The organism is Nonomuraea sp. NPDC049141 (genome assembly GCF_040648415.1).
Lineage (GTDB): Bacteria > Actinomycetota > Actinomycetes > Streptosporangiales > Streptosporangiaceae > Nonomuraea.
In genome coordinates this window covers 1-3,690 of record NZ_JBEZDR010000090.1, presented here as the reverse complement: position 1 = coordinate 3,690, position 3,690 = coordinate 1, and the positions used below count along the sequence as shown (strand labels likewise).

Annotated in this window: 2 protein-coding genes; one reads left to right on the top strand and one right to left on the bottom strand. The window is 69.4% G+C overall.

The genetic code is table 11. The annotated features are described in order from the left end of the window. Positions 1–1,594 (bottom strand): ABC transporter substrate-binding protein (locus AB0B91_RS64470; RefSeq protein ID WP_358342886.1); only part of this gene is annotated, 1,594 nt, incomplete at its 3' end. 556 nt (positions 1,595–2,150) lie between these two features. On the opposite strand from AB0B91_RS64470, the gene AB0B91_RS64465 reads away from it, so the two are divergent. Next, positions 2,151–3,690 (top strand): dTMP kinase (locus AB0B91_RS64465; RefSeq protein WP_358342884.1); only part of this gene is annotated, 1,540 nt, incomplete at its 3' end.

Below are 3,690 nucleotides of genomic sequence, written 5' to 3'. Positions count from 1 at the left end.
GCTTCTTGATCTTCTCCGAGTGGCCGGACTGCTGACCACCGAAGTAGACCGGGATCGAGGGAACGTCCTGGTCGATCAGGGCGACCGCCTCGGCGTACTTGGCGTGCGAGGCCTCCAGGCTCGGCGCGGAGGCGGCTTCCTTGGCCAGCGCGTCGACCTGCGGGTTGCTGTACTTGCCGTCGTTCGAGGAACCGCCGGTCACGTAGAGCGGGCCGACCCAGTTCTCGACGTCCGGGTAGTCCTGCTGCCAGCCGGCGCGGTACATGCCGGTCATCTTGCCGGCGTTGATGTTCTGGCGGAACACCGCGAAGGTCGGCACACCCTCGGCGCGGGCGTTGATGCCGAGGTTCGTCTTGACCTGCTGCGCGACGGCCTCCATCCACTCCTTGTGGCTGGCGTCGGCGTTGTAGAACATGACCAGCTCGCCGGTGAAGCCGCCGGCCTCCGCGAGGAGCTTCTTGGCCTCCTCGACGTTGAACTGGCACGCGGTGCAGTTGCCCGCCTTGGCGCCCGGGGTCAGCGGGTTGGCCCAGCTGTCCGCCGGCTTGCGCGAACCGAAGAAGATCTTGTCGCTGATCTCCTGGCGGTTGATCGACATCGAGATCGCCCGACGCAGCTTCGGGTTCTGGAAGCGCTTGTCGTAGATCGGGAAGGCGATGATGCCGGTCGACGGCGTGGTGGAGGCGATGGCCCGGTCGGCCAGGTCGGTCTTCCACTTGTCGCCCGCGATCGCGGAGACCGGAACCTGCTGCTGGAAGTCCAGGTTGCCGGCGAGCAGGTCGTTGTACGCCGCCGTGTCGTCCTGGTAGAGCTTGATGTTGACGTCCTTGATCTTCATCTTGTCGTTCAAGGAGTAGTCATCGAAGCGCGTCAGCTTGATCTGGACGTCGTCTTCCCACGACACGAACTTGATCGGGCCGTTGCCGATCGGCTTCTTGCCGAACGCCTCGGCGCCCTGGGTGAAGAACGCGTCCGGCAGCGGCATGAAGGTGCTGTAGCCGAGCTTGGTCGGGAACACGGCGGTCGGCGCCGCGAGGGTGACCTCGAAGGTGAAGTCGTCGACGACCTTCAGGCCGGACATCTCCTTGGCCTTCGGCTCCGGGGCCTTCTGCGGGCCCTCGGCGCCGTCCGGGTCCTCGGTGTGGACGTCCGCGAAGCCCTGGATGTCGCCGAAGAAGCTGCCGTTCTGCGCGCCGTTCGGCGAGTAGGCGCCCCAGTTCCAGGCGTCCACGAAGTTCTTGGCCTTGACGACGGTGCCGTCGTGGAACTTCGTGTCCTTCTTGATCTTGATCGTGTAGACCTTGGAGTCGGTCGTCTCGATCGACTCGGCGACCGCGTTGCGCGGGGCGCTGCCGTCGTTCGGGTACTCGACCAGACCGGTCCAGATCCAGTCGATGATCGCCCCACCACCGGTCTCGGTGGTGTTCGACGGGACCAGGCCGACCTCCGGCTGCGTGCCGTCGATGGTGATCGCGCCGTCCGAGCTCGCGCCGGCGTCGCCGCCGTCGCTGTCACTGCTCGAGCAACCGGACGCGACGAGCGCGAACGCCGCGCCCAGCGCGACCGCGCTGCTTGCCCGCTTCGAGACTCTCATTCCGAGGGGCCTCCTCTTTCTGAACCTGGTTCCGTCGTGGGTATCACGCACGTTGGGGGTGACACGTCCGGCGCCCGCACCGCGGGAGCCGGTTTCACCGCAGAGAATTCGGGACAAGATGTTGTACGAATCCGCCGGGCCGCCCCGCCCTTGACGCTCGGCACCGCGCACACGAGACCACCACGGAGCACCGTCAACAGGCGGGTCCCATGGTCGTCAGGCCGTACGGAGTGCCTCACATGAGGGGTGAGGTGCTGCCACTGTGACACCCACCGGCCCGTTCCGTGAAGGTGCCGTTATCAAGCCGTTAGTTGGTCGCCACGTTGCCGATACTTGAAAAAAGATCATGATCTACGCCGGTCGTACCACTCTGAGCAGGAAAGACACGGTTCGGCGGGGGCGCCACCCCGGGTGTGGGCGCTGCGGCTGTGACCTTCCCCGCGTCCGCTCCGGCACGCACGGACGCCGTCCGGGCGTTGGCCGTTTTTGCCCATCCGGACGATGCCGACCCCGGCTGTGCGGGCACCATCAAACCCCGTTCCGCCGGCTCTGGATCGTGCTCGGCGCGGCCTCCTTCGGCGACTGGTTCGGCCTGCTCGCCACCAGCGTCTTCGCCGCCTCCCAGGTCGAGGGGAGCACCGCCAAGGGCGCCGCCTTCGGTGGCGTCATCGCCATCCGGCTGCTGCCGGCGCTGGTGCTCGGCCCGATCGCCGGCGTGCTGGCCGACCGCTTCGACCGGCGCTGGACCATGGTCATCTGCGACGTGCTGCGGTTCCTGCTCTTCGCCTCGATCCCGCTGGTGGCGCTGCTCGGCGCCTCGGGCGGGGCGGTGGTCCTCTGGGCGGCGATCGCCACCTTCCTGATCGAGTCGCTCACGCTGCTGTGGATCCCGGCCAAGGAGGCCGCGGTCCCCAACCTGATCCCGCGCGCCCGGCTGGAGGCCGCCAACCAGCTCACGCTGATCACCACGTACGGCCTAACCCCGGTCCTCGCCGCGCTGATCCTCGCCGCGCTCGACGGCATCGTGCGGGGGGTCACCGGGGGCGCGGCGCCGGACTGGGCCGAGCCGGCCGATCTGGCGCTCTGGTTCAACGCGTTCTCCCGGCTGGCCACCGCGCTGGTGGTGGCGTACGGCATCAAGGAGATCAGCCAGGGGCAGGCCGCCGAGCGGGGCGGGGGCGAGCAGAGCATGCTGCGCCAGTTCAAGGAGGGCTGGCGCTACATCGGCCAGACCCCGCTGGTGCGCGGCCTGGTGCTCGGCATCTTCGGCGCGTTCGCCGGTGGCGGCATCGTGATCGGCACCGCCAAGTTCTTCGCCATCTCGCTCGGCGCCGGTGACGCCGCCTTCTACCTGCTCTTCGGCGCCATCTTCGTCGGCCTCGCGCTCGGCATCGGGCTCGGCCCGATGATCGTCAAGGACATGTCCCGGCGGCGCTGGTTCGGCATGAGCATCGTGCTGGCCAGCGCCTCGGTGATGACCCTGGCCTTCGCCATCCACCTCTCCATGGCGATGGTCGGCGCGATCCTGGTCGGCGCGGGCGCCGGGATGGCCTTCCTCTCCGGCACCACCCTGCTCGGCGGGGAGATCGCCGACGAGGTGCGCGGCCGGGTCTTCGCGGTGGTGCAGATCGGCACCCGGCTGGTGCTGATCCTCGCGATCGGCCTCGGCAGCCTGCTCGCCGGCGTCGGCGGCTCGCGCCGGCTGGAGCTGGCCGACCTGGGCGTGTCGATCTCGTCCACCCGACTGCTGCTGCTCGCCGCCGGCGCCGCCGGCATCTTCGCCGGGATCAGCGCGTTCGGGCAGATGGACGACAAGAAGGGCGTCCCCGTCCTGGCCGACCTCTGGGGCTCGATCCGGGGCCGCCCGCTGATGCCGGCCGAGCCGTTCGTCTCCGCCGGCCTCTTCGTGGTCTTCGAGGGCGGCGAGGGCGCCGGCAAGTCCACCCAGCTCGCCGCGCTCGCCGAGCGGCTGCGCGGGCAGGGGCGCGACGTGGTGGTGACGCGCGAGCCGGGGGCCACCGCCGTCGGCGAGCGGATCCGGTCGCTGCTGCTCGGCGCGCCCGGCTCCGACGGGCCGTCGCCGCGCGCCGAGGCGC